This window comes from Salinimonas profundi (genome assembly GCF_014750655.1).
GTDB classification, from domain to species: domain Bacteria; phylum Pseudomonadota; class Gammaproteobacteria; order Enterobacterales; family Alteromonadaceae; genus Alteromonas; species Alteromonas profundi_A.
In genome coordinates, this window is sequence record NZ_JABBXD010000001.1 from 475322 (window position 1) to 500391 (window position 25070).

Consider the following 25070-nt stretch of genomic DNA (forward strand, 5'->3'; position numbering starts at 1 on the left):
AGCGTATCTCGCACTGCGGCACCAACAAAACGCAGTACGGTAGTCAAATTGAACACCGGCCTTGCAGGCCCGAAAAAAAGAGAATCTGAAAGCTGTTATGAACGACAAGGTAGAGCGCACGCTGCTGATTGAACCGCTTGACTATGAACAAGACACGTTTTACACCCTATTTGCGCAGGTTGAGCAACAGCCGTATTCAATGTTGCTGGATAGCGCGGCAGATACTGACGGTCGCTATCATATTATGGTCTGGTCACCACGCTGGATCGTGACCGCAGCCAATAGCAAAGTGGTCGTGCGCGACTGTCATACTGATGAGACTGAAATAAAAAACGATGCCCCGCTGGCGTGTGTCGATGCCCTGATGAAAGCCACCATGGCTGAAAATACCGTTCGCACAGATAATCAGACACTTTACGATGCCCTGCCCTTTGTTGTGGGTGCTGCGGGCTTATGTGGTTATGATCTTGGTCGTTACTATGAAACGTTACCGGATAAAAACCTCACCCCATATGCGTGTCCGGATATGGCGATTGGTATTTTTGAGCAGTCTGTTATTGCCGATACGCACACCGGAAAGCTGTATCATTGCCGCTTTAGCGATATTCCACCGTTATCTGAACAACTGGCAGAAATAACTACTCCTCCTGAGGCTACCACTCCCTTCAGACTGACCAGTGACTGGGCGTCGAATCTGACGCAACAGCAGTATAATGACGCGCTATCACGTATCCACCAGTACATTGTGGCTGGTGACTGTTATCAGATAAATATGGCGCAGCGTTTTTGCGCGAAGTACACCGGCAGTGAATGGCAGGCGTACGAAGCGCTGCGGGAGCAAAACAACACTCCATTTTCAGCGTTTATCCGCTTGCCCGAAAGCTGTGTGCTGAGCATTTCGCCCGAGCGCTTTTTAAGTGTCAGAAATAACCAGGTACAGACTAAGCCTATTAAGGGTACCCGCCCGCGCTTTAACGATCCTGATAAAGATGCAAAAAGCGCTGACGCACTACTTAATGCTGAAAAGGATCGCGCGGAAAACCTGATGATAGTGGATCTGCTCAGAAACGATTTGAGTAAACATTGTAAGGCGCACAGTGTAAATGTACCGCATTTATTTGCGCTGGAATCGTATGCCGCCGTGCATCATCTGGTCAGCACCGTTGAAGGTACATTGAAAGAGGATGCATCAGCACTGGATTTATTGGCCGGCGCCTTTCCCGGTGGCTCTATTACAGGGGCACCCAAAATCCGGGCGATGGAAATAATTGAAGAACTGGAGCCAGACCGGCGAAATATTTACTGTGGCAGTATCATGTATTATGGAATTAAGCGGGATATGGACTCAAGTATTACCATTCGAACGTTATTAGCCGAAAACAACCATCTGTATTGCTGGGCGGGCGGCGGTATTGTACTTGATTCACATGCACGTGAGGAATATCAGGAAACCCTGGATAAGGTTTCCCGTATCCTTCCTGCACTGGAAAACTATCGTGAATAAGGCAGAGTTTATCCATCGGTTTCAGCATGCGCGGCAGGTCAGTCTGGAGCCTGATTACCCGCTCACACGAAAAGGTCGCAGTGCAGCGGTGCTGATCCCCATGCTGGATTTTGATGACGGTATGCATGTCATTTTGACAGAACGGGCTCATCACTTACGTCACCATGCCGGTCAGATTAGTTTCCCTGGCGGCGGCTATGAACCGCAGGATGAATCCCTGATCGATACGGCACTGCGAGAAGCGTTTGAGGAAGTGGGACTGCCGCCTTCACATGTTCAGGTTATTGGGGCAATGCCCGACTATCGCACCATCAGCGGCTACCACATCAAGCCTGTGGTTGGCTTTGTTCAGCCCGGATTTGAATACCGTATTGACCCGAATGAAGTAGCCAGTGTTTTCGATGTGCCATTATCACATCTAATGGATAAAAAGAATCACCTGGTTCACCATATCACACGCAATCATCAGCAATTTCCGGTCTATTTTATCCCCTGGCAACAACGCATGATATGGGGTGCGACTGCTGCCATATTGCGGAACCTGGCTCACCACCTCGGCTAAAGTGAACGAATGTTTCATTCTGGCACTACAAGATTATCAAGATTTGTTTACATTGAATTAGCTTTTCTCATCTGCTGATTAGCTTTTCTGTATTGTAGTTGTAGCAACATACAGGCAAGATCACACAAGATTCTTATTGGGGATAGAACCAGATTTATGATTAGTGTATTTGATATGTTCAGTATCGGAATTGGCCCATCCAGTTCACATACCGTGGGGCCGATGCGAGCCGGTGCAGAGTTTGTATCAGAACTAGCGCAGGATGGCGTACTGGAAAGTATTGATGGCATCAAGGTTGAGCTGTTTGGCTCACTGGGACAGACCGGTAAAGGTCACGGTACCGGCAAAGCTGTGATCCTCGGGTTGTTGGGCGAGTCGCCAGAAACCATTGATGTTGACAGTATCGATGTCACCCTTGAAGGCATTCACGACAGTCAGAAAATTCTGCTTAACGGTACACACGAAGTTAAGTTTCCAAATAAAAATGCGATAGTATTTCACCGTCGCAAAACCTTGCCGCGCCATGCCAATGCACTGACATTTTACGTGTATAAAAATAAAGAACTCGTGCGCGAGCAAACCTACTACAGCATCGGTGGCGGCTTTGTGGTGCGACACGAAGATTTCGACGAGACCAAAGAGCACGCAATGTCGGTGCAGGAAAAGGTGCCCTATCCGTTTAAAACGGCTGAAGCACTGATTGACCTTTGCAAAACGAACGGCATGCGTGTCAGCTCTTTGATGCTTAAAAATGAAGCCGTGCATCGACCGGTTCATGAGGTTCAGGATAAGCTGTTTGAGATCTGGCAGACCATGAAGTACTGCGTGCAGCGCGGTATTGAAAGCGAGGGGATCCTGCCGGGCGGGCTTAAAGTCGTTCGTCGTGCACCGGCTCTGTATCGTCGCCTGCAAACCGAGCACACATCAGATCCCATGCAAACGATGGACTGGGTGAATCTGTTTGCGCTTGCCGTGAATGAGGAAAATGCGGCAGGCGGTCGCGTTGTTACGGCTCCCACCAATGGTGCTGCGGGAATTATTCCGGCGGTATTACACTATTTTGATAAGTTCATCAGACCGGTTGATACCGAGACGGCAGCCCGATTCTTACTCACGGCCGGGGCCATTGGTATTCTTTATAAAGAAAATGCCTCTATTTCCGGTGCCGAAGTGGGCTGTCAGGGCGAAGTCGGCGTGGCCTGTTCAATGGCTGCTGGTGCACTGACGGAAATCATGGGCGGCTCCATTCTGGCCGTAGAAAACGCCGCTGAGATTGGTATGGAGCACAACCTGGGCCTGACCTGTGATCCGGTGGGCGGTTTGGTGCAGGTACCCTGCATTGAGCGTAATGCCATGGGTGCCATTAAAGCGATCAATGCATCCAGACTGGCTATGCGCGGCAGTGGTGAGCACAAAGTGTCGCTGGATAAGGTAATTAAAACCATGCGCGATACCGGCAACGATATGAAAACCAAATACAAAGAGACCGCCCGTGGCGGCCTTGCGGTTAATATTATCGAGTGCTGATAATCAACGTGGCGCTACTTCACCGGTAGCGTCACGCCTTTAAACATTTTTTCCACCTCATCATTGTTCTTAAGCATCATCGCCTTTTCCACCTTGTCTTTGGTCAGGTGAGGCGCAAAGCGTTCGATGAAGTCATACATGTAGCTACGTAAAAACGAGCCTTTTCTGAAGCCAATTTTTGTTGTGCTGTAATCAAACAAATGGCTGGCATCAATTTTCACCAGATCACTGTCGAGCTCTTCACTCACTGCCATTGACGCAATAACACCAATTCCTACGCCCAATCTGACATACGTTTTAATGACATCGGCATCGGTGGCAGTAAAAACAATTTTAGGGTTTAACCCCGCACGTTCAAACGCCTGATCGAGCTCCGAACGGCCGGTGAAACCAAATACATACGTTACTAACGGATATTCGGCAATATCGCTGATATCGATGCTGGTTTTTTTCGACAGCGGATGGTCTTTATTGACAATAACGCTGCGATTCCAGTGATAGCAAGGTAGCATCACCAGGTCGTTGTAAAGATGCAAGGCTTCGGTGGCTATCGCAAAGTCTGCCTCACCCTTGGCGGCTAAATCAGAAATCTGCGAGGGCGTGCCCTGATGCATATGCAGCGAGACACGCGGATATTTGTGCATGAACCCCTGAATCACATCCGGTAAGGCATAACGTGCCTGGGTGTGGGTAGTGGCAATGTTCAGCTTACCCTGATCAGGTAGCGTGTGCTCTCTGGCAACCGATTTGATGCTTTCTACTTTTGATAAAATCTGGCGGGCAATATCTATCACATCGCGGCCGGCATCAGTAACGTGGGTAAGATGCTTACCACTGCGACCGAAGATCTGCACGCCCAGTTCGTCCTCAAGCATTCTTACTTGCTTGCTGATCCCGGGCTGCGAGGTGTACAGGCTTTCAGCGGTTGCTGATACATTAAGATTATTATTAACGACTTCTACAATGTATCTGAGTTGCTGTAATTTCATGCGTGATAACCCTTCGCTACTGGCGCTTCCCGTTAAGTGTGTTAGTGTTATAACCAAAACCGGCGCGCATTGCTATTGCCATTTTCGGTTATACACCTATTCTTATATCAAAAATATAGGCATTTATTCAATTTTAAGTTGATACCAGTATATGCGCCAACAGAAGTATAATGACGCCGTGATGCAGGACTTTGAAGCCGCCCCGCCCCAGAAAATAGAGTTTTCCTCTGTGCTCGCCGCTGCCGTGCACGACATGAAAAATTCGCTGTGTTTACTCATTCAGTCAATTGAACAGTTATCTGACAGCATTGATGCTGCAAACATCGCCGCCAGTAAACATGTCGCAGATGTTCATTATGAAGCCAGCCGGCTCAACACCAGCCTTGTACAGATTCTGTCGTTATACCGTGCACAGCTTGAAACGCTGCCCATAACCGTTGATGAGCATTTTGTCGCTGACGTCATTGAAGATGTGCTGAACGCGGTAAAGCTTTCCGTTAATCAGCGCAATTTCAGCGTCACCATCGATTGCGACCCGGACCTGGCCTGGTATATGGACGGTGAGCTGATTTATTTACTGGTTAATGATGCCGTCATCAATGCCCTTCGCTACGGTAATCACGCTATTCATGTAAGTGCCAGAGTGGCCGATAACAATCTGATCATACAGGTTGAGGATGACGGGCACGGTTATCCCGATACCATGCTGGCACAAAGCACCCGGGCCCTGAGCTCCACAGCGGTCAGCCAGGGACGTACCGGATTAGGTCTTTATTTTGCCCGTCTTATTGCCAACGCCCATAACCGACACGGTCTGCGTGGTGAGATTACCTTGCAAAATGGTGGAAAACTTGGCGGGAGTGTTTTTATGGTAAAAATACCGTAAACTCTGCCGTTATAATAAAAAAGACTGTCCTGTGCCTGCGTGCCGGAGACAAAGTGAAAGCGAACGGAACCAATATCCATGTTCACCATAATCATCATAATGATCGTTGTGCTTATCATAGCGGCCATCTTTATCAATGCTTTTCAGCAACACCGTGCCAAAATGGACGCAGAGCGCCGTGCTGAAGTATCTAAGCAGCGTAATATCATTGATGAAACTGAAAACATCATTATGGCGTGTTCAAATATGCCGGTATCAGCTCGCCTGATGCAGGTCCTTCACCGTCGAGTCTACAACGCCCTCAAAGCATTAAATGATGCCGGTGCAGGCAATAATGATATTAAACAGCGTCTGGAAGATGCCGAAGATCGCACGCAGGGTGACGCGGATGCCAATGAAAAGATGAGCGAATTTTCGTTGCCGGATAATGATCGTCTGATTATTCAATATATTCAGGCGGTTAAAAAGTTACGCGTACTGCTTCGCTCAGAACACTCAAAAGGCAAAGTGGATACCCGTACGTTCATCGAAGAAGACAAAGCGCTGGAGCGCTTACAGCTTAAAACTAACGTAGAAACACTGATAAAGCGTGGTCGTGCGGCTATGCAATCGGGCATGCTAGGATCTGCCCGCCAGTACTTTGAAAAAGCCATCAGCGCGTTGGAAAATCAAACCCAGCGTGATGAATATATCGAGTCCCGCTTAAGACAACTAAGCCAGTGGCTTGAAAGCATTCAGGACAACCTGAAGTCCGCGAATGCGGAAGACCGCGCCAAGCGCAAAGAAGAAGAGCGCGATGAACTGGATGAGTTATTCGCGCCCAAGAAAAAATGGTAATTACAGACACGTCGCGTGGCATTGTTCCCACAATGCCTGCGCTGCTACTGAAAAGCTCTGTCGATCTGCGCGAATCATACCTACCCGTTTAACCAAAGGGGCGTTACGCAACGCCACACACACCAATCCGTTACGCTGCATTTGTGCCTGACAAAGCTGCGGTACCACCGATACGCCCAGTCCCTGTGCAATTAGTTGGCCGACTGAGCCCAACTGTCCGGTTTCTGCCACGATATTGAGCGCGCCATACCTGTGCGATATCTGTTCGGTCCATTTTCTGACTGCAGAACCGCGGTTCATGGCGATTACCGGGCTTTGCAATAACGCTTCAAATGAAATGGTTTGCTCTGATGCCAGTGGGTGTTCAGGGTATAAAACGGCCACAAAGGCATCGTCAAATAACGGAGTAAATGTCAGTCCTTCTGTATTTTCAGGCTCAAAGGTAAAGCCTATTTCAGCCCGGCCGGCGAGCACTGCGTCAATGGTATCTTCCATTACCACATCCATTATCCGTAGCCGGATATTGGGGTAAGCCGCGTGGTACGCTTTGAGCAAGGTGGGCAGACGTGATTCGGCAAACGATGGCATGGCGGCAATGGTCAGCCTGCCCTGTCGCACTGCAAACAAATTTTGCATTTCCTCAAACGTATCATCCCACTCATTAACCAACCGGCGGGCACTGGGTAACAACGTTTCGCCTTCAGGGGTTAATTGCACACGACGTGTGCTTCTGCTGAATAACTTTCCGCCTAGTTGCTCTTCCATTTTTTTTATCGCACTGGATAGCGCAGGCTGTGTGAGATGCAGCTTTTCTGCTGCCTCGGCGAAGGTGGATGATTCAGCGACGCTTAAAAACGCCACCATGTTGCGGTATGAGACAGCCATATTGATAAAAATAATTTATTAATATTGATATAAAATTAATTTTACAAAATTTTTGCAAGCACAGATACTCTTATTGTCTTTAATTCACACAAAGGAGCGTCAGATGTCAGGTTTCGATAAGGTCGTGACCAGTTACGAAGAAGCAATGGAAGGACTCACCGATGGCATGACAGTTATTGCCGGCGGCTTCGGACTATGCGGAATTCCTGAGGGGCTAATTGGTCAGATCAAAACCATGGGGGTCAAAGACCTTACCGTGGTATCCAATAACTGTGGCGTGGACGGTTTTGGCCTGGGCATTTTATTAGAAGATCGCCAGATTCGAAAAATGGTGTCTTCCTACGTTGGCGAAAATGCATTATTTGAAAAACAATTGCTGGCCAATGAACTTGAAGTTGAACTGACACCGCAAGGTACACTGGCAGAAAAAATGCGCGCTGGTGGTGCCGGCATTCCGGCCTTTTACACGGCAACCGGATACGGCACGCCGGTTGGTGAAGGCAAAGAAGTAAAAGAGTTTAATGGTCGCCCCTACATACTTGAAGAGTCCATTACCGGTGACTTTGCCATTGTGAAAGCCTGGAAAGCCGATCGGTATGGTAACTGTATTTACCGACACACCGCCAGAAACTTTAATCCTATGGCCGCCACCGCAGGTAAAATTACCGTGGTTGAGGTTGAAGAAATAGTCGAAGCTGGTGAGCTTGATCCTACACAAACGCATACGCCAGGCATTTATGTTGACAGGGTCATCAAGGGGAGTTTTGAAAAACGCATCGAGCGCAAAGTACTGGCAAAGGAGGAACGTTAAGATGGCTTTAACCCGTGACCAAATCGCAATGCGCGTCGCTCAGGAATTTAAAGATGGCAGTTATGTGAACCTGGGTATTGGCATTCCTACCCTGGCTGCTAACTATGTCCCCGATGGCATCGACGTGATGCTGCAATCAGAAAATGGTTTATTAGGTATGGGCCGCTATCCGACTGAAGCGGAAGTCGATGCCGATATGATCAATGCCGGTAAAGAAACGGTGACGGCTATCAACGGCGCTTCCATATTTGATTCTGCCGAAAGCTTTGCCATGATCCGCGGCGGCCATGTTGATTTTACTGTATTAGGTGCCTTTGAGGTTGATGTAAACGGCAATATCGCAAGCTGGATGATCCCCGGTAAACTGGTTAAGGGGATGGGCGGTGCCATGGATCTGGTTGCCGGCGCGAAAAATATCATTGTGACGATGACCCATGCCGATAAGCATGGTAATTCTAAGTTGCTTTCAGAGTGCAAGTTGCCGCTTACCGGTGTCAATTGTATCACCCGTATCATTACCGATTTAGCAGTACTGGAAGTGAAAGACGGGGCTTTCCATCTACAGGAACGCGCACCAGGCGTAACTGTTGATGAAATACGTGAAAAAACCGCAGGAAAACTCGTCGCTGAGGGCGATATTCCTGAAATGCGCGTGTAAACACTATTCGGGGCAGACGCAATACGCTTGCTCTGCCCCAATTTTCTTTCTATCGCCTTTTATTTAATAGCAGCTTGATGGATAATGCGCCGGGTTTCATATTAAGGGCACGGCTTTGCAAATCAGCGATCTTCCGGTACATCATAAAATCATCTCCCGTCTTCAGGACAAGAGCTTCGACACCCTGACCGAGATTCAGGAGAAGACGATATTACCTGCTATGAGCGGCAAAGATATTATCGCATCGTCACAAACCGGCTCGGGCAAAACCCTGGCGTTTCTGATCCCGCTGGTAAATCGCCTGCTGAATCAAAAGGCGCTGAGCAAAAAAGATCCACGCGCAATGATTCTGGCCCCTACCCGCGAGTTGGCCAAACAGGTCTTTACCGAAGCCAAAAGCCTGACGTCGCAATTGAATTTACCCTGCGCTTTAATCGTAGGCGGTGAAAACTACAATACCCAGACAAAAGTGCTGCGAAAGAGCCCCGCCATTGTGGTGGGAACGGCTGGCCGAATTGCCGATCATCTGGAAGATAAAACCTTCTTTCTGAACGGACTTGAAATGCTCATCTTCGATGAAGCTGATCGCATGCTGGATTTAGGGTTTGCCCCACAGCTTAATCTGATTAATCAATATGCCGATCACCGCAAACGCCAGACCATGCTCTTCTCGGCCACCCTTGATAACCTGGCCTTACAGCACATCAGTAAAGCGTTGCTAAAAGCGCCGGTGCGTATCAATGTCGGACTGGCCACTGCTATTCATCAGGACATCAGCCAGCACATGTATTTTGCCGATAATGTCGAGCATAAAAATACTTTACTGACACAATGTTTGGGTGACACCGACTACAATCAGGCGATTGTGTTTACAGCGACACGAGAAGATACCAACCGTATTTGCGATATGCTCAATGAAGATAATCTTCATGCCGTAGCCCTTCGTGGTGACTTACCGCAAAACCAGCGGGCGCAGATTATGAGTGAATTCAGCCGGGGTCAGCACAGTATTCTGGTAACCACAGATGTGGCGTCACGGGGTCTGGATTTGCTTAAAGTTGGTTTGGTGATTAACTTTGACTTGCCCAAGCAATCAGACGAATACATTCACCGCATTGGGCGTACTGGCCGTGCCGGACAAAAAGGCACAGCGATTTCCTTTGTTGGACCACGGGACTGGCAAAGTTTTGAAAGTATTAAAGCCCATGTCGATTATCCGGTAGCTTGTGAGGCTCATCCTGAATCTCCTGCTGAATTCTCCGGTAAAAAACTCAAGAAACCTGTTAAAAAGAAAACGCAGGATAAGCAGTCTGAAAAAACAGCAGAGAGCAAAAAGCCTGCTGCAACAGCTAAGAAACGCGTCAATACTACTGCAGGAAAGGATGTTGGAGATATGCCGATTGTTCGCAAAAAGCGCCAGGCTGATCCTGAGGCTGATTCAGACAATGATGATGAGTAAAATGCAAAAGGCGTAAGAAGAGATACACGTCGGCTCAACGTGCAAATATTTATTTTTGTTTCCTATAATATCGTGCTCAATCATGAGCACGATAAGACTGTAAAATGAATGCCTCGTACCATTGACTCAGCATCACGGTTCCGCCACCGACAGCCTCACTCAGATTTATGACCACCCACTCTTTCCTTGATATCGCAGCGCATCTGATAAGCAAAATTAATCAACTTTTGAGATCGTCATTGTGACCGAAAAAGTTCATCCCACTTTGGTGTATTTCACGCCTGAAATACACCGTGAAAAAAATTTTGTTTGGCGATACGATAGGTTATGGATAGACGCGCTCTGAAAATGGTGTAAATGATTACCCCGTTTCGGGTGATATTAAATTGTTAGGTGCTACCTATTGAATTCATGTAATTGTCGTAATCTCGAAAAAACTTTAGCTATAAAATCTTCTCGTGATTCATTTGTTGCTAACTTTAAAAAACTAGAAACATCAAACGAAAATTGGGCTGAAATGTTCAAGTGCAATGTTTGTGAACAAAGGTGGGTGGTACAAGTAGGGGCAGAGATGGATAGAGAATATAATTACGCTTTTAAAACCGAAGTACCAACCTTAAGCGCATTCGATTTTAAGAAAGCAAACTTCGATTTAGAAGTCCACAAACATGGTGGTTTTAGCAATGACACTTGTATGATCCTTGGTTGCGAACAGAAAGCCCTTAAAGGAATTGCGTTTTGCCCAAATCACAAACTCTAAGAAGTTTCTTGCACGCACCTAACAAACAAATAATGGCACTCGCTCTCGCTCGTTGGGACGCAAACACGTGCGCGGCTTCGCCATTATCGCGCACGCGTCCACGCCCCATATTTGGAAGTTATGCATCAAGGAAAGATAAGTGAATGTTTCATTTTTAGCAGAGCAAAGTCATCATTCTAAGACCATTGCACAGTGGTATTACGATGAATGGGCTAAGAATTACAACGTCCCGTTCAACGCAGTTTTTGAAGACGTGAAAAGTAAATCAAAATCAAAAAATGATGTTCCTCTCTGTTTTGTGGCAACAGAAAATAACGAAGCCGTTGGCGCTGTTGAACTGAAACTCTATGAGAATAAGCAGTACGACTATAAACATTGGTTAGGTGGTTTATTTGTTATCCCAGGTTATCGACGCTTAGGTATCGGGAAAAAGTTAATTCAGCTTGCATTAGATCATTCTCAAAAATTAGGTATAGAAGACCTTTACTTACAATGTAAGAACGAGCATTCATATCTATATAGCTCATTCGGATTTACCGGCATCCACTTGCTATCAGACAGCACTTGCGTCATGGTTAGAGGGGTGTAAATGCATAACAAACCACTGTAGCCGCTCGCAGGCTCGCTGGGACGCTAACACATGGGCTGCATCACTTCGTTCCTAATTTTAGCCCATGTTTTATCACCTCTTAGTGGGGTGTTATAAATTTTAAATGAGGCGATGGTCGTTGAATCCAATAGAAGAGCAAAGACAAATCATTGATCAGTTGTATCATGGAATAATTTCTTGTCTGCCTAATACTTATACAAGTGCAGAGTGTTTATTTGAATATGATCACGGCTATGATGATGGTAGTTACTCAGTTGGCTCTCAACTTACTTATTTTATTGATGATAATAAGTTTACTGACAGAGCTGTAAGATTTAACAACATGTCTAGATTAGTTGTGGAGTTACATAAAAAAATGCAGCAGCATACGGGTGGCAACTGGGATTGTTTTAAAATTTCCATAGCTGATGACGGTTCAGTAAAAACAAATTTTGTTTATTAGGTACATCTTTGGAAAAAATTTATAACAAGTGACTCAAACGGACTCCGCAAAATTTTCGCGCTTTTTGCTGGCGCAAAAGGCGCGCCAATTTCGCTCCACCGTTTAGCCAAGCGTTATGTTTCTTAGGAAAAGAATGGAATCGAAATTATTGAAAGTAAAACTACAGCCTAATTCCAAAGAGAAATTGTTGAAGCTTATTGAATACATTAAGCAAAGACCTAACGAGCCATTTTCGGAAATGCAGCAAAAAGGTTATTTTTGGGATTCATTCTTCATGGATGGCGAAGGCAATCTGTATATGGTTTTAAAGTCCGAAGACTTCTCTTCTATCATGCAAGACGAAACATCTTTGATCGAGACTGAGTTCCGTTCGCACTACGAAAAGTTTCGCACAGAATGTTGGCAGAAGGCTTCATACCAAGACATCGAAGAGATATTTTGCTTCAATGAAGAACTGTCGTTTTTGGGCATTGTGCATGGAACATAACAAGGCGCTAAACACGTGTGCCACTACGCGGCACACTGCGACAGTAACGTGGCGGCGTTTGAGATACTCGCCGCCACGTTACTGCCTGTTAGCTTAGCGTTATGCCTAGGACTTACCCAAACTTAGTGGGTAAGTCCAGTTACAAGGAGAAGTTACCAGATGGAACCAAATTATTCAGAGTACTCAATTACAGAGCTAGAAGATGCTCTAGCCAATATAGATAGAGAAGCCTTTCCAGAACGGGCAGAGCAATTGAAAGACGAATTAGTCTCGCGGCAGCCATCAAAGAAAAGCAGTCTAAATACAGCTAGTGAGGATTTTGAACCAAACGAACAATTCTTCAAATGTCCGACCTGTGAAAAGAAAATAGGCTTTTTCTCTAAAACTGCTAATACGTGGGGAAAGAAAAAAACATGCCCACACTGTAACTCTCCATTCGAAACATCGGTTAAGCTTAAGGTATTCGCTATCGCATTTATACCTGCGTTTATTATTCACCTTTTCATATTGCGCCCGCTTTTAGTTGCTTTTGGCTTACATGGAGCAATAAGTACCGGCATAATATGTGGCACTCTCTCGGTCCTTGCCATGCGTTACAGGAAAGTCCAGAGCACTAATGTCACCTAACAAAAAAATATGTCGCCCGCAGGCGGCTTCGCCATTGTTGCCTACCTGTTTGTGCCCCATATTTAGAAGTTATGTTGCTTGAAGAAGTATGAACGCTAGAAAATATTGGACACCTGGAAATTACATCCAAATTCCTCTAGACGACAATAGATATTGTTACGGGGTAGTAACGGTCATGGAGAGGCTAGCTTTTGTGGATTATTGTGATGTTAAAGCGCTCGAACCGGATGAAATAGTCGCGCTTCCCATATTGTTTGAAATCTCTGCAGCCAAATATACTATTAAAAAAAGCGCTTGGTTAGTTGTGGGTAAAGCAGATTTAAATGAAAGGTTTGAAACCAAACCATTCTTTTACAAGAAAGATATTATTAGCGGTAAATACAGTATCGTAGACTCCACATGGTTGAACGAAGTTCCTGCTACAGAAACTGAATGTCGGAATCTGGAAAAAGCTGCTGTCTGGGAACCTTGTCATATCGAAGATAGACTGAGACAGCACTTCGGGATTCAATAGCGCAACATAACAAACCAAGTCAGCGGGACAATAATACACAGGCTAAGTCGCTTGGCTCTAATTTAAGCTCGCGCCACAAGCCGCTGAAGATGATTAGGCATTTATAAAAAAAGATTGGCGTTTGCGAAGCTTATTTAAGACCTTTTCTCGCCACCAGCACATTTTTTATCGGTTAACATATAACCACTTGCTCCTGTTATAGGGGTGTGCTAAATTCCGCACCGCATCTCAGGGACGACCCTGAGATGGCGTTAACTGACGGGGACGACCCCATTTACAGGTGTCGTTATGAATTGGTTAATACTTATCTTTGCGGGTTTGCTTGAGGTTGTCTGGGCTGTTGGCCTGAAATATACCCAGGGATTTACCAAGCCCCTCCCCTCTGTTGTCACTGTTATCGCAATGGCTGCAAGCTTTTACTGCCTGAGTCTGGCAATGCGCTCTCTGCCTTTGAGTATCGCCTACACTGTATGGATCGGTATTGGTATGGTGGGTGCCGTCCTTTTTGGAATTGTCTTTCTTAAAGAGCCAGTCAATCTGTTTAAAATTATCAGTGTGCTACTGATAATTGCCGGAATACTGGGTCTTAAGTTATCGACTGTTTCATAACATGGTGTTCAGCAGATAAACACCTGCACAGCGTAAGTCATGTGCTGCGTTAACAAGTAGCCCATTGAGTCAGGCCGAGCCGCTATACGAAATAATGGCCGTTTCAAAACAAATTACATGTTTAAAGGGGGGGCTCAGGGGCTATAATGAAGCGTTGCATTGCCGGTTAGCACAGGCTCTTCGGCGAGGCTTGAAATGATTACTGCGGTGCCGGTATCAGGTATCTGACCGTCAATGCACTACGCTCTTATAGCATCGCGGGGGAATGACATTTTTTAGCGCTAAAATGCCATAGCAGCCTGTTTTATTTTTTTACTTAGACGATTAGAGAACAAGAGATTTATTAATGACAAAATTTGACGACAGAGTTAAAGAGATAGTCGCAAAACATCCGAATTTGACAAAAGAGGAAGCGATGAAAATCGTTACCGAAAAAAACGAGCGTAAAAAGAAAAAAAGAGCTGAAAAAAACAGTGGCAAAAAAGACGCCTGAATAAACCAGATGCATTAGCAGCGTAATATCGGTGATTGGCTGGTCCGACGCTGCTAAGACTGGAAAAGATATGATAATCATAAATCACGGCATAACGGAGTGCCTGTTAAGCAATGAGTAAAACGCAGATCAATAACCCGCTACACGGGATCACACTTGAAACCGTCGTCACCCGACTGCAGGAACATTACGGGTGGGATGGATTAGCTTACAGAATTAATATTAACTGCTTCAAAAGCGACCCGTCTATCAAATCCTCGCTGAAGTTTTTACGCAAAACGCAGTGGGCAAGAGACAAAGTTGAAGACCTGTATATTAAGACTTTTGCTGAGCCGTCTCCCTGGGGGGATACGACAAAGCCGTAACTGCACATACGCTGCCAGCTCAGCAGTTATAGCATCAGCCGGGCGCTGTCTTATCATTTTGTGTAGTCAGTAAACGCCAGTATAGCGAACATGGCGTCCCGACCAGGGAAAAACACAAAGTATGTCTGGCTGAGAACAATAACTGCACGTAACCCCTGAAGCCTCCTATACGTTGTCACAGTTATTAAAGGGAGCGATATTAGGTGAATGAGAGCAAGCTAAAACGTGCTGAAGATCGCGCCTTTTATCTGTTTCTGGTCTGCGTGGCGCTGATTCCGTGTACCATTCTTTTTCAAATTTTCTTTTTGCAGACTGACTGGGCGGTGCTCGTTGGCTCTGTTAAAGCCTTTTTTATAGGCGGTACTGTCTGCCTGATACCCGGAACCTATGCTGGCTACCGGCTGGCTCGCCTAAAGGTTAAGTCTCGCACGCTAAAAGCTGTCCTCGTCCTCTCACTTTTCTGGTTTTTATCAGTCGCGTCTGTTTATATCTATACCAGGTAGTGTCTCAGTGCTTCTTTTTACAGTCTAATCGCATTATCACAGCGGTTTATCATGGAATTATCACAATGAAACTCTCATACAGGGTTAACGAATATGTTAGCTGTGAACAATTTATCGCGCTTTTGAACGCTTCGGGGCTGGGCGAACGTCGTCCTGTTGATGATAAACAGTGTATTGAGGGCATGCTCAACAATAGTAACCTCATTATTGCAGCCTGGCATGACGAGCAATTAGTAGGTATAGCACGCAGCGTGACAGATTTTCACTATGCCTGTTATCTGTCAGACTTAGCGGTTCATAAAAACTATCAGCATCTGGGGCTGGGAAAAACGTTACAAAATCTGACGCAACAGAAACTTGGCCCAAACTGTAAAATTATTCTGCTCGCGGCGCCTGACGCCAATAGTTACTATCAGAAACTGGGCTTTACCAGTCACCCGCGCTGTTGGGTGCTTGAAAGAAACAAGCGTATTAAAGAATAATCTTGCGTCAGGGCGTACCGCTGATCTGAAGGACAACGTTGAACCAAATCAGAATTGGACTCTTACTGACTTTTCTTGCATCAGCAATCGTTATTTTCTAAGCAATACTCTCCGCCCATCTGCCCTTCTTCCTGTTAGTGTTATCACTAACCTTTTTGGCGGTGGTTGCCGCGGTCAATAATAAGGATGGTATTGTGCTTTTATTTACTGCACTGGTACTAAGCGCATTGCTTGCATGTTGTGGGCTTATCGCTGTGGTACTGTTGGTCTCAACTTTCTATGGTCAGGCGTACGACCCGGTTTCATCCGTAATCCTTGCAAACTGCGGAGTACTGGGACCTTAGCTTTGCGTTATCTGCTAACGCGAATCAGGGCCGTTAAACCTGAACTATGCCCCGCTCAAGGGATGAAAAATTATGAAAACATGGATTATCTGCACACTATCATTTCTGGCCGGGGCGCGGTTGCCGCGTTTTTTGGTCTTAAAATGCTGACAGCCTCATGGCAGGCTGAAGTGCTTGTTCAGAATGACATTTATGCACGACATCTGAAGTATATAGCCAATGACGATATCGACACATTGATTACCGAGAGTTGTATGGCGCTGGCATCAGGCCTGAGAAACTATGCAGAGTTGGAAACTGTCTTTTGGGCCAGTGATGCGCCCTACTATTCTCAGGGTATGGTAAAGGAGATAAACCAAAGCGCACACCTGATGCTCAAAAACAATGATACATGCAATAAAACGTAAATTAGAACCTTCTCATTGTTGCCGGGCGACCCCGAACCGCTGTATTTTGATGGTCTATTAATAAAAACTTACTCTGCACATCACGGAACGATTCACTATGACGTATACAATGACCCATTTGAACGCGCACAAAACATCACTTACGTTGGCTGGTACCCTGGCACTGGTGTCCGTTATCACCTCTGTGTGTAGGGGTATTTTGCTGCTGCTTGGCAATAATGTTCACACCTCTTTCAACTTTCTTTTTACTATCTCGGGTTCGGGCATTCTCTATAACAGTTTGATGCTGGTTATCACCCCACTTCTGACTTTTGTAATGACCTATCTTGCGATACTGGTATTTTGTTGCCTGTTCAACGTAGTAGCTAAATATACCGGTGGCGTAAGCGTGTGCTTATCAGCCGTGGACAAGTCGTAGCACATTATTACGTGAAAGCATGCGCCATCTGGGTGTGAGACCAACGCGTTTTTCTGCTGCGGCTGTCAGGCGAAACACGTTGTTTATGTGGCAAAGAATAACTTTCACGGTCTATGTGAATAAATGTTTGCCCTGTTGCGCAGATTACCGCTAATTTGCTATCGGGCGACCGCTTAATTTTTGGTTAACGCGCAATTCATTCATGGTTAAAGGAGGCGATATGGCGTGGGTTTATTTAGCAATTGCCATACTTTCAGAGGTCGTAGGTACATTAGCATTAAAAATCTCTGATGGTTTCAGTCACGTGACGGCCAGTATTGTCTGCGTTATTGCCTATGGCATCGCGTTTTACTGTTTATCACTGGTGGTGAAAAGCGTACCTGTGGGCATCGCCTATGCGATTTGGGCAGGTGCGGGGATTGTCCTCATCACCCTGTTATCTGCATTGTGGTTTAAGCAGATCCCGGACATACCCGCCGTACTCGGCATGGTGTTGATCGTAGCAGGGGTGCTGGTTATCAATCTTTTTTCTGATTCAGTGTCGCATTAACTGATATGGACCACGGCTGAACAGGCGTACCCTCTCACTGGTAATTGGCTGGTTCTCTGTCATCGGCAGTGTCGATGATGGCGGCCAGTTTTACTCACCGGTGACTCGCTTATCATTCGTGATGAACAGGCAAAGCCGATCACTATACCGCTGTCGCAAGTTTTCTTTATCGGCACCAATTGTGAGGCGATTAAGCGCAGTAAGGGCATAAAAAAGGTGAGTTATTTTGATCAGCCAACTGTCATAATAGCACTGCATCTGCTGCTGGAAACTGTCAGAAAGGTCTACGTTGGGCTTGATACACACGAGGTCTTTATTGAGGCTCTTTACTAAGCAAAGCACAAGCATATTGCCTGATGCATACAAAAAAGCCTGACGTTAATCAGGCTTTTTTGTAGAAACTAAAGATTAATATTCCCACCAGCCTTCTTGCCACCAGGATAGAAACTCTTCAAAGTCGATATAACCATCATCGTTACTGTCGATAAGTTTAAAGCCTTCTTCTACATGACTGGCTTTTGTCTTTGGCGACAGAACGGTTAATAATTCAATGAATTCAGGCAGGTCAATCTGACCGTTACCGTCACGGTCAAAAAAACTGAAATCGCTTTTTATCTCAGCAATTTTTTCTTCTGAAAGTTGGGCGCTCACTGATAATCCCTATTTCTAACGTCTACATAATAAGGTTTTCAGTGTAACGCCCCGATTGCTGGCTGTCTACGCCTGTTTTTCCTTAGCTTTTAATGCGCGCTGCCGCTGCTCTTCAGCTTTTTCCTGACGGCGCTTTTCCATTGCTTCGCGAGCTTCAGTGCCTACATGCTCTTCATTGCGCGCTTTGGCCAACTGGACCTGCTTTTCCCGCTCTCTGAATCGCGCGATTTGCTCATCTGAGTGCGTACCAAAGCAATTAGGGCAGCTGACGCCCGGCTCATACTTATCGCTTTGCTTATCGTCTGCAGTAATGGGTAAGCGACACGCGTAACAGGCTTCATAATGACTTTTTTGTAAATCGTGATTAACCGCCACGCGGTTATCAAAAACAAAACAGTCTCCCTGCCACAGCGACTCTTCCTTGGGTACATCCTCCAAATACTGAAGGATACCGCCCTCAAGGTGGTATACCTCTTCAAATCCCTGCTCTTTCATGTACGCGGTGGATTTTTCGCAGCGAATACCGCCGGTGCAGAACATGGCGACCTTTTTGTGCTTGCCGGGATCCATGTTTTCTTTTACGTATTGCGGAAACTCACGAAAGGTTTTGGTATTGGGGTCGACCGCGTGCTGGAATGTCCCAATCTCGATTTCATAGTCATTGCGGGTATCTACCACAAATACGTCCGGATCGCTTATCAGCGCGTTCCAGTCCTGGGGTTTGACATACGTACCCACTGTCTGGCGCGGATCGATCCCCTCTACGCCCATGGTGACAATCTCTTTTTTCAGCTTCACCTTGGTGCGATAGAACGGCTGCTCTTCGTGCAGTGATTCTTTGGTAGAGATAGGATTAAGGCGTGAATCGGCATTTAACCAGGCAAGCAGGTTATCGATGCCGTTACGCGTACCGGATACGGTACCATTGATGCCTTCGGCGGCCAGTAGCAGTGTACCTTTAATACCCTGCTCTTCCATTTTAGCTAACAGCGGCGCGCGCAGCTGTTCGTAATCTTCAAGCGCGACAAATTTGTACATCGCGCAAACGATATATTGACTCATTGTATTGTTTACCTTTGCGAGTTGGAACGTAAAACCAGTGCAAAATGCGGCGGCGAATATAGCAAAGCCAGCACAAAATTTCCAACCAAAGTGTCAAACCAACAATGAACCAGAGCCCTCCACTACATCGGCAAGTCGAGTAGCATCCTGCTGAATTTCTGTATAGAGCGCTGCTTCTTGCTTATGCCAGCGACGCTGTGTGGCATAGCTGCAGTTAGCCAGTATTTCCGGGGCTATGTGACGGGCGTTATCTTTATGACTAAGCGGTTCCGGGTGCATGGCCCGCCATAATATCAGACCTGCGCCGTCATCGCTTTCAACCATCCTGGCGTAGTGTGGCTGCGTCTTAAAAGTCTCATCCGTGGCACAGGTCGGGCTTTGACGGTAATGATTCAGTTTCTCTAGTTGCGCGCTGATATCAGTGGCAGGTTGCTCATCAGCTGCGACCGTTAACGGGGTATTGCCCGGTTGCAGCTGAATTGCCAGATACAGTGAAAACAGCGAGGCATTATGAGAGGCGCGATTAAGCTGCCCGCCCCACTCAAGGCTTTGTCTGGTGATGGCATCAGTTTGAAAGGCCACGTCTGACAACACAATACTCCGGTTTTTTGCATGCTATAAACGGTATCGGAACAAAAAGTTTTTTCTTTAATGCTGCACAGGCATCACAGCCTGACAATATGTGCGTATAATAGCCTGATATACCTGAAGTCTACCAAGGTGGAACGGATTCACGAGTTATGAAGTACGCTGACAAACGAGTGCTTATTGTTGAGGACCAACGGCCTTTCCTGATGCTGCTCAAGGGGCTGCTGCAGTCCATGGGGGCCACCGAGGTGGTCACACATTTGTCTGCTGAAAAGGCGCTTACGGCGTGCCGTAAAGAGAAGTTCGATATCGTCATTGCCGATCTCCACTTGGGGGCAGAGCAAAAAAATGGTTTTGAACTGGTGGAAGAACTCAGGTTATCGCGGTTGATAAAGCCCTCTGCCATTTTTGTGCTTATCAGCGCCGATAGTGCCCGCCCCGTGGTTTTAGGGTCTATCGAGCGGCGACCGGACGATTATATCGTTAAGCCCTTTTCGCAGGCACAACTTAAAAGTCGAATCAGTCGTGCCTGGCAAAAACGTCAGGCGCTTTTACCGGTTTACCGCGCTATCCACGATGACGATACTAAAAAGGCTATTTCTGCGTGTCAGGAAATAATCGCGTTAAACACTAACTACCTTCACTCTACTGAACTGCTACTTACTGAACTACTCTGGCAAAGTAACCTATATTCCGACGCACTGACGCTGCTTGAACCGTATAAAGACGCTGCCGGCGTACAATGGGTTCAGGTCGCACTGGCGCGCACCTATTTATATCTCGAGCGGTTTGAAGATGCCATCCTGATGTGCCAGGCAGTGCTTGTGCAAAATCGATTCAGTGCAGAAGCCTTTGATATCATTGCCCAGGCCAGACAAGGCCTGTCAGAGGGTGAAGAAGCGCTCGCCGCAATTGGCCAGGCCATTAAGCTGTCACCCTACTCGTTACCACGCTATGTTGCGGCATGCGACATTGCCCGCAGCAATGATGATTTTATTTTTGCCCATGAAGCATGTGCCGCTATCTGGGATTTGTCCCGTCGCACTGCACATCAGGATATCGCGCATTGGTGCAGCTTTATTCGCAGCATGTTGGATGTGGCTGAACACGCTGATGAAAAGCGTGTCAAAAACCGCTATCAGCAGGATGCGCTGTTACATCTGCAGCGTGGCAGGCATGATGAGCGCGTAGTCAGGCTTAATCCGGAGTTTGATTTTGATATTTTCGAGCAGGTGATCATGGCGCGGGTTGCTGCTTTGGACGGCAAACTGCTTGATGCCAAGCGTGCTTTGTTTATGTCGCAGCAGGATATTGAAGCGAAATACGAAGAATACCCGGTAATGTACGCGCCGGATTCTTTGAATGTGATGATGGAACTGGGTGAGTTTGAAGAGGCGCAGCCTATCATTTCAATGCTTGATAAACATGCAGAGGCAGCGGGCAAACATATATTAACCTCTGCTCAGGGAATGTCGAAAAGGTCCAGACAGCGCCATAAACAATTCCTTAAGTTTAACCGTCAGGGTATCGGACTCTATCAGGAAGGTAAATTCGAGCAGGCCAAAGAGCAATTCTGCCTGGCGCAGGAATATGCACCGGTCAATACCGGCGTGGCGCTGAACCTGCTGCAGTGCATTATAAAACTGACCCATGGACGCAAAACGAGCAATGAGGAGTTGGTCAGCGAGTGCCGGCGGCTGAATAAAATGTTGCATGACATGCCACTTAAAGCGCAGCACAAAGAAAAATTTGAAGCCCTGAGTGAAGACATTGACGCGCTTCTTGCCAAAAAATAGACCGATGCTGTATTTAAAAGCTGTGATTCAATTAGCCGTTGCTCCTTCCCATCGGCCTATACCAAAGTTCATAAACCCATTTGCCCGTACTGTTGTTAATATTGCATTAAACACATGAAATTATACGAGTGAAACGATATACCTGCGTCTCACTTAGGGTAAAGCGTATATCCTGAACTGTCGCGTTTTGGGATTACATAGCGCGATGATACCCGGAACAATATAAACAACATTACAGGGCAACAGCCCGGAGTAAAAAATGACAGGTTATCTGTTACAGGCTTTTATCTATCTTGTCGCCGCGGTGGTAGTGGTGCCTGTTGCAAAACGTTTAGGACTTGGCTCCGTACTGGGGTATCTCATTGCCGGCGTACTTATCGGGCCGGTTCTGAATCTGGTCGGCAATGAGACGGAAACCATTCAGCATTTTGCTGAATTTGGCGTGGTGATCATGTTGTTTCTGGTGGGGCTGGAACTAGCGCCGCGGGCTTTATGGCGGATGCGTCACAAGCTTATCGGATTAGGGGGCCTTCAGGTTGGCGTTACTGTGCTGTTTGTTACGGGCTGCGCGATACTGTTGGGCCAGGTCTGGACCATCGCCCTGACCATCGGTCTGATTTTCTCGTTGTCATCCACTGCGATTGTTTTACAAACATTTCAGGAAAAAGGCCTGCAAAAAACCCAGGGCGGGCAACATGCTTTTTCGATTTTGCTGTTTCAGGATATTGCAGTCATTCTGATGTTAGCACTTATCCCGCTATTGGCACTGCCCGAGCTTGCTGAAGCTGCGCAGGCTGCCGGTTCGAAGGACGGCCATGCCGGTGCTTCCCACTGGCTAACCGCATTGCCGGGTTGGGCGTATGGCCTGGTTGTTATCGGTGCCATTGCCGCCGTCATTATTATTGGTCATTACTTCAGCCGGTCGCTATTCAGATTTGTGGCTGCGTCTGGCTTGCGGGAAACTTTTACCGCAACAGCGCTGATGCTGGTCATCGGCATTGCCGCACTGATGAATCTGGTTGGCCTTTCGCCTGCTCTGGGCACCTTTCTGGCAGGTGTCGTACTGGCTAACAGTGAGTTCAGGCATGAATTGGAATCGGCAGTTGAACCGTTCAAAGGTCTGCTTCTGGGACTGTTTTTCATCACCGTAGGTGCCGGCATAAATGTTGATGTGCTATTGGACAATATCGGCATAGTTACAGCCATTACATTATCCGTGATTGTGATAAAAGCAGGCATACTGGCAGGGCTGACACGATTATTCTCAATTCGCGGGACGGATCGCTGGCTGGTAACGCTAAGCCTGGCGCAGGCCGGTGAATTTGGTTTCGTACTGGTCAATTATGCTCTGCAGAATCACGTTATTCCGGCACAAACAGCACAGCTTTTATCACTTGTTGTCGCGCTTTCAATGTTTTTGACCCCCGGATTGTTTATTTTGTATGAGACGGTAATCGCCCCTCGTTATACGAAAAAAACTAATGCACAGCAGCCCGATGTGCCAGAAGAATCCGGTACGGTGGTCATTGCGGGTATAGGCCGGTTCGGGCAAATCGTAAACCGCCTGTTGGTTGCAAACGGTGTCGCCACGGTGGTGTTGGATGTCCGGGCAGAACAGGTGGCACTGATGCGGCGAATCAATACCAAAGCGTATTTTGGTAATGCGTCGAAGCCGGATATTTTGCACACCGCCGGGATTGCCGAGGCTAGTATGATGGTGATCGCCATCGATGATCGTGAAGCCAGTGTTACCCTGGTTAAATATCTCAAATCGGCAATGCCTCATATCAAAGTACTGGCCAGAGCATTTGACCGGGGGCACGGGTACAGGCTTCGGTATGCAGGGGCTGATTACACGGTCTCGGAGACCTATCATTCGGCATTGGAAATGGGCGCAGAGGCGTTACGCCAAACTGGTTTGCATGAAACGCTGGTTGAGCAGCGTAAAGCAGTCTACCTGAATATAGAGGCTGAGCAGTCAGATGGCCTGTATGCCGCCTGGGCTGATGATGCCTCTGGTGAAAGAATTGATAACAACTACCTCAAACTCTTTATGCAACTGGAATCACGCATTGCCGAAGCCATGCAGCAAAGCCATGACGATGCACAAACTGAGGTTACATCGCGCAACAGACAACATCGAACAGAAGACAGCGGTCCAATGTAGCTGTTAAGTTACGCAACGACAACGCTATTGGCTAAACCCTGTTGCGAGTGTGGCGTAAATCTACCGGCGTTGATAACTACAATTGCGGCAGGACCATGAGAACCAATATAGCGACGAAAGGCCCAGTAAAGGCCTTTCGCATCCTGTCTTCATTCTTTTAACGATGCAATGTCATCGAGCCAGCCATCCACTTTTTCCAACAAATGTTCTTTTTGTCTGTTAGTCATGGTGGGTACCAGTTCGGCCGCCATATCCAGATAGCGTTGACGATTTTCATCTCTGAGTTTCAGGTAAGCGTCACTACGGTAATCATCCGGATTTTCCAGAAGGTAAGTGAGATCCTGGACAAAGGTGTCACTGCTATTACGGGTTATAAACAGTCGACGCGCGGCATTTTGAATATCACGGCGATACGTGATCCACTGCATGCCTGATCGTTCAAATTGCGGGGCATACCGGGCAATAATGTCTTCCTGCTGATCAGTTAAATCACCCAGTCTGTCTTCAAACTCGTCTTCTATATCGTCTCTGAGATCCTCAATTCGCTCCTCTTTGCTGTCCTCTTGGCGCTCAAGGATTGACTCTTCTTCCTCTTCGTTTTCTCTTTCCAGCGCTGCAAACAAGTAAATAACCTGCTCATCATCAAGACGGCTGGCTAATTGTGCCAGCTCAGGTGCCAGCTTATCTCTGATTGCATCAATATGACCTTTGCCCTTATCCAGATGCCAGGCAATGGTCTGGCGATCCAGGGCATCGTTTTGAATCTGTTGTCGTAGCTGTTGTAACTGCTGCTGATATTTAGAGAGCTCTTCGCTGCGATGCCAGTCGATCCAACTATCCAGCTTTTCGTCAAACAATGCTTCCTGACGATCTTTGAGCTCTACGTAATCATCCATATACCAGTAAATTAACCAGTCCAAATTGTCATAGGCCAGTTTTGATGAGCACCCGCCACACAATAATACGATAAATATACACAGCCACTTTCTCATTAATCTTCCTGATTTTTTTGCTAAATTTGTTGTCAGATATAAACGCTTCTGGCTCAGATACGAATAAATAATGTATTCAGACCGC

General features: G+C 46.8%; 30 protein-coding genes. 24 read left to right on the forward strand and 6 right to left on the reverse strand.

Going from position 1 to position 25070, the window contains the following annotated elements; translation table 11 throughout:
• The first annotated feature begins 97 nt into the window (after nucleotides 1-97).
• The 3 genes from pabB (at nucleotide 98) to HHX48_RS02050 (ending at nucleotide 3593) form a co-directional block, all read left to right on the forward strand.
• Nucleotides 98-1504: an aminodeoxychorismate synthase component I gene (gene pabB / locus HHX48_RS02040; protein WP_191021965.1), complete on the forward strand. Its 1407-nt coding sequence runs from the start codon at nucleotides 98-100 to the stop codon at nucleotides 1502-1504.
• Nucleotides 1497-2066: a CoA pyrophosphatase gene (locus tag HHX48_RS02045; RefSeq protein ID WP_191021966.1), complete on the forward strand. Its 570-nt coding sequence runs from the start codon at nucleotides 1497-1499 to the stop codon at nucleotides 2064-2066. The genes pabB and HHX48_RS02045 overlap by 8 nt, the downstream gene beginning before the upstream one ends.
• A 156-nt stretch (nucleotides 2067-2222) precedes the next feature.
• The gene (locus HHX48_RS02050) at nucleotides 2223-3593 is read left to right on the forward strand and encodes an L-serine ammonia-lyase (protein WP_191021967.1); all 1371 of its coding nucleotides are present in this window, start codon (nucleotides 2223-2225) and stop codon (nucleotides 3591-3593) included.
• 14 nt (nucleotides 3594-3607) lie between these two features.
• On the opposite strand, the gene cysB is transcribed toward HHX48_RS02050, so the two are convergent.
• The gene (gene cysB / locus HHX48_RS02055; RefSeq protein ID WP_191021968.1) at nucleotides 3608-4582 is read right to left on the reverse strand and encodes an HTH-type transcriptional regulator CysB; all 975 of its coding nucleotides are present in this window, start codon (nucleotides 4580-4582) and stop codon (nucleotides 3608-3610) included.
• Between the two features lie 181 nt (nucleotides 4583-4763).
• On the opposite strand from cysB, the gene HHX48_RS02060 reads away from it, so the two are divergent.
• Nucleotides 4764-5468, forward strand: a complete 705-nt coding sequence (locus HHX48_RS02060) for a sensor histidine kinase (RefSeq protein ID WP_223858017.1) — start codon at nucleotides 4764-4766, stop codon at nucleotides 5466-5468.
• A gap of 78 nt (nucleotides 5469-5546) precedes the next feature.
• Nucleotides 5547-6305, forward strand: a complete 759-nt coding sequence (locus HHX48_RS02065; protein WP_191021970.1) for a hypothetical protein — start codon at nucleotides 5547-5549, stop codon at nucleotides 6303-6305.
• Here the strand turns inward: HHX48_RS02065 and HHX48_RS02070 are convergent, their stop codons facing one another.
• Nucleotides 6306-7190 (reverse strand): LysR family transcriptional regulator, encoded by an 885-nt coding sequence (locus HHX48_RS02070; RefSeq protein ID WP_191021971.1) that lies wholly within the window; start codon nucleotides 7188-7190, stop codon nucleotides 6306-6308.
• A gap of 103 nt (nucleotides 7191-7293) precedes the next feature.
• On the opposite strand from HHX48_RS02070, the gene HHX48_RS02075 reads away from it, so the two are divergent.
• The 17 genes from HHX48_RS02075 (at nucleotide 7294) to HHX48_RS02155 (ending at nucleotide 17729) form a co-directional block, all read left to right on the forward strand.
• Nucleotides 7294-8001, forward strand: a complete 708-nt coding sequence (locus HHX48_RS02075) for a CoA transferase subunit A (protein ID WP_191021972.1) — start codon at nucleotides 7294-7296, stop codon at nucleotides 7999-8001.
• 1 nt (nucleotide 8002) lies between these two features.
• On the forward strand, nucleotides 8003-8659 hold the full coding sequence (locus HHX48_RS02080; protein WP_191021973.1) for a CoA transferase subunit B: 657 nt from the start codon (nucleotides 8003-8005) through the stop codon (nucleotides 8657-8659).
• Nucleotides 8660-8774: 115 nt separating this feature from the next.
• On the forward strand, nucleotides 8775-10118 hold the full coding sequence (locus HHX48_RS02085) for a DEAD/DEAH box helicase (protein WP_191021974.1): 1344 nt from the start codon (nucleotides 8775-8777) through the stop codon (nucleotides 10116-10118).
• 403 nt (nucleotides 10119-10521) lie between these two features.
• Complete coding sequence (locus HHX48_RS02090) at nucleotides 10522-10878, forward strand: hypothetical protein (protein ID WP_191021975.1); 357 nt, start codon at nucleotides 10522-10524, stop codon at nucleotides 10876-10878.
• Between the two features lie 139 nt (nucleotides 10879-11017).
• A complete protein-coding gene (locus HHX48_RS02095) occupies nucleotides 11018-11467 on the forward strand; it encodes a GNAT family N-acetyltransferase (RefSeq protein WP_191021976.1) in 450 nt (149 codons plus the stop codon).
• A gap of 139 nt (nucleotides 11468-11606) precedes the next feature.
• On the forward strand, nucleotides 11607-11930 hold the full coding sequence (locus HHX48_RS02100; protein ID WP_191021977.1) for a hypothetical protein: 324 nt from the start codon (nucleotides 11607-11609) through the stop codon (nucleotides 11928-11930).
• A gap of 133 nt (nucleotides 11931-12063) precedes the next feature.
• Complete coding sequence (locus tag HHX48_RS02105) at nucleotides 12064-12417, forward strand: hypothetical protein (RefSeq protein WP_191021978.1); 354 nt, start codon at nucleotides 12064-12066, stop codon at nucleotides 12415-12417.
• A gap of 159 nt (nucleotides 12418-12576) precedes the next feature.
• Complete coding sequence (locus tag HHX48_RS02110; RefSeq protein WP_191021979.1) at nucleotides 12577-13044, forward strand: hypothetical protein; 468 nt, start codon at nucleotides 12577-12579, stop codon at nucleotides 13042-13044.
• An 88-nt stretch (nucleotides 13045-13132) separates the two neighbouring features.
• Nucleotides 13133-13558: an Imm26 family immunity protein gene (locus tag HHX48_RS02115; RefSeq protein ID WP_191021980.1), complete on the forward strand. Its 426-nt coding sequence runs from the start codon at nucleotides 13133-13135 to the stop codon at nucleotides 13556-13558.
• A 288-nt stretch (nucleotides 13559-13846) separates the two neighbouring features.
• Nucleotides 13847-14167 (forward strand): quaternary ammonium compound efflux SMR transporter SugE, encoded by a 321-nt coding sequence (gene sugE / locus HHX48_RS02120; protein WP_191021981.1) that lies wholly within the window; start codon nucleotides 13847-13849, stop codon nucleotides 14165-14167.
• Between the two features lie 346 nt (nucleotides 14168-14513).
• Nucleotides 14514-14660 (forward strand): hypothetical protein, encoded by a 147-nt coding sequence (locus HHX48_RS02125; protein ID WP_191021982.1) that lies wholly within the window; start codon nucleotides 14514-14516, stop codon nucleotides 14658-14660.
• A gap of 113 nt (nucleotides 14661-14773) precedes the next feature.
• On the forward strand, nucleotides 14774-15025 hold the full coding sequence (locus tag HHX48_RS02130; protein WP_191021983.1) for a VF530 family protein: 252 nt from the start codon (nucleotides 14774-14776) through the stop codon (nucleotides 15023-15025).
• A gap of 203 nt (nucleotides 15026-15228) precedes the next feature.
• On the forward strand, nucleotides 15229-15528 hold the full coding sequence (locus HHX48_RS02135; protein WP_191021984.1) for a hypothetical protein: 300 nt from the start codon (nucleotides 15229-15231) through the stop codon (nucleotides 15526-15528).
• A gap of 65 nt (nucleotides 15529-15593) precedes the next feature.
• On the forward strand, nucleotides 15594-16010 hold the full coding sequence (locus HHX48_RS02140) for a GNAT family N-acetyltransferase (protein ID WP_191021985.1): 417 nt from the start codon (nucleotides 15594-15596) through the stop codon (nucleotides 16008-16010).
• A gap of 406 nt (nucleotides 16011-16416) precedes the next feature.
• Nucleotides 16417-16761, forward strand: coding sequence for a hypothetical protein (locus tag HHX48_RS02145; protein WP_191021986.1), 345 nt, complete (start codon nucleotides 16417-16419; stop codon nucleotides 16759-16761).
• Between the two features lie 97 nt (nucleotides 16762-16858).
• The gene (locus HHX48_RS02150) at nucleotides 16859-17179 is read left to right on the forward strand and encodes a hypothetical protein (RefSeq protein WP_191021987.1); all 321 of its coding nucleotides are present in this window, start codon (nucleotides 16859-16861) and stop codon (nucleotides 17177-17179) included.
• 220 nt (nucleotides 17180-17399) lie between these two features.
• Nucleotides 17400-17729 carry a DMT family transporter gene (locus tag HHX48_RS02155; protein WP_191021988.1) on the forward strand — a complete coding sequence of 110 codons (330 nt, stop codon included), beginning with the start codon at nucleotides 17400-17402 and terminating at the stop codon, nucleotides 17727-17729.
• Nucleotides 17730-18137: 408 nt separating this feature from the next.
• On the opposite strand, the gene HHX48_RS02160 is transcribed toward HHX48_RS02155, so the two are convergent.
• The 3 genes from HHX48_RS02160 to HHX48_RS02170 form a co-directional block, all read right to left on the reverse strand.
• A complete protein-coding gene (locus HHX48_RS02160; RefSeq protein ID WP_191021989.1) occupies nucleotides 18138-18380 on the reverse strand; it encodes an EF-hand domain-containing protein in 243 nt (80 codons plus the stop codon).
• 66 nt (nucleotides 18381-18446) lie between these two features.
• Nucleotides 18447-19442 carry an oxygen-dependent tRNA uridine(34) hydroxylase TrhO gene (gene trhO, locus HHX48_RS02165; RefSeq protein WP_191021990.1) on the reverse strand — a complete coding sequence of 332 codons (996 nt, stop codon included), beginning with the start codon at nucleotides 19440-19442 and terminating at the stop codon, nucleotides 18447-18449.
• 93 nt (nucleotides 19443-19535) lie between these two features.
• On the reverse strand, nucleotides 19536-20036 hold the full coding sequence (locus HHX48_RS02170) for a VC2046/SO_2500 family protein (RefSeq protein ID WP_191021991.1): 501 nt from the start codon (nucleotides 20034-20036) through the stop codon (nucleotides 19536-19538).
• A gap of 146 nt (nucleotides 20037-20182) precedes the next feature.
• Between HHX48_RS02170 and HHX48_RS02175 the strand changes: the two genes are divergently transcribed.
• Both HHX48_RS02175 and HHX48_RS02180 read left to right on the forward strand, forming a co-directional pair.
• Nucleotides 20183-21826, forward strand: coding sequence for a tetratricopeptide repeat-containing response regulator (locus tag HHX48_RS02175; protein WP_191021992.1), 1644 nt, complete (start codon nucleotides 20183-20185; stop codon nucleotides 21824-21826).
• 259 nt (nucleotides 21827-22085) lie between these two features.
• Complete coding sequence (locus HHX48_RS02180; RefSeq protein WP_191021993.1) at nucleotides 22086-23993, forward strand: monovalent cation:proton antiporter-2 (CPA2) family protein; 1908 nt, start codon at nucleotides 22086-22088, stop codon at nucleotides 23991-23993.
• A 149-nt stretch (nucleotides 23994-24142) separates the two neighbouring features.
• Here the strand turns inward: HHX48_RS02180 and HHX48_RS02185 are convergent, their stop codons facing one another.
• The gene (locus HHX48_RS02185; protein ID WP_191021994.1) at nucleotides 24143-24985 is read right to left on the reverse strand and encodes a DUF6279 family lipoprotein; all 843 of its coding nucleotides are present in this window, start codon (nucleotides 24983-24985) and stop codon (nucleotides 24143-24145) included.
• Between the last annotated feature and the right edge of the window lie 85 nt (nucleotides 24986-25070).